Below are 283 nucleotides of genomic sequence, written 5' to 3'. Positions count from 1 at the left end.
CAGGGTGAGAATTATAGTCTCTTCAAGTAGCCTCAGGTACTTATGGATATCAGAAAAGAAATTTTCCAGGTCAAGAATTGGATAGCCCACTACCTGCCCGGGGCCGTGATAGGTGATATCCCCTCCCCTGTTGATCTTGTAAAATGTAGCATTCTTTTGTTTCAGCTGTTCCTCGTTGATCAAAAGATGGGAGATATCCCCACTTTTTCCAAGGGTATAAACATGTGGATGTTCTACAAAAAGCAAATGATTCTTTGTAGGTTCTTCAGCAGCCTCCCTGCGA

General features: G+C 43.1%; 1 protein-coding gene. It reads right to left on the bottom strand.

The features are described from left to right. On the bottom strand, positions 1-283 hold a 283-nt coding region (locus tag HC176_RS19300), incomplete at both ends, for a lipoyl protein ligase domain-containing protein (protein WP_425338237.1).

It is taken from the genome of Tamlana crocina, from assembly GCF_012037625.1.
This window is presented reverse-complemented; position numbering and strand designations above follow the sequence as displayed.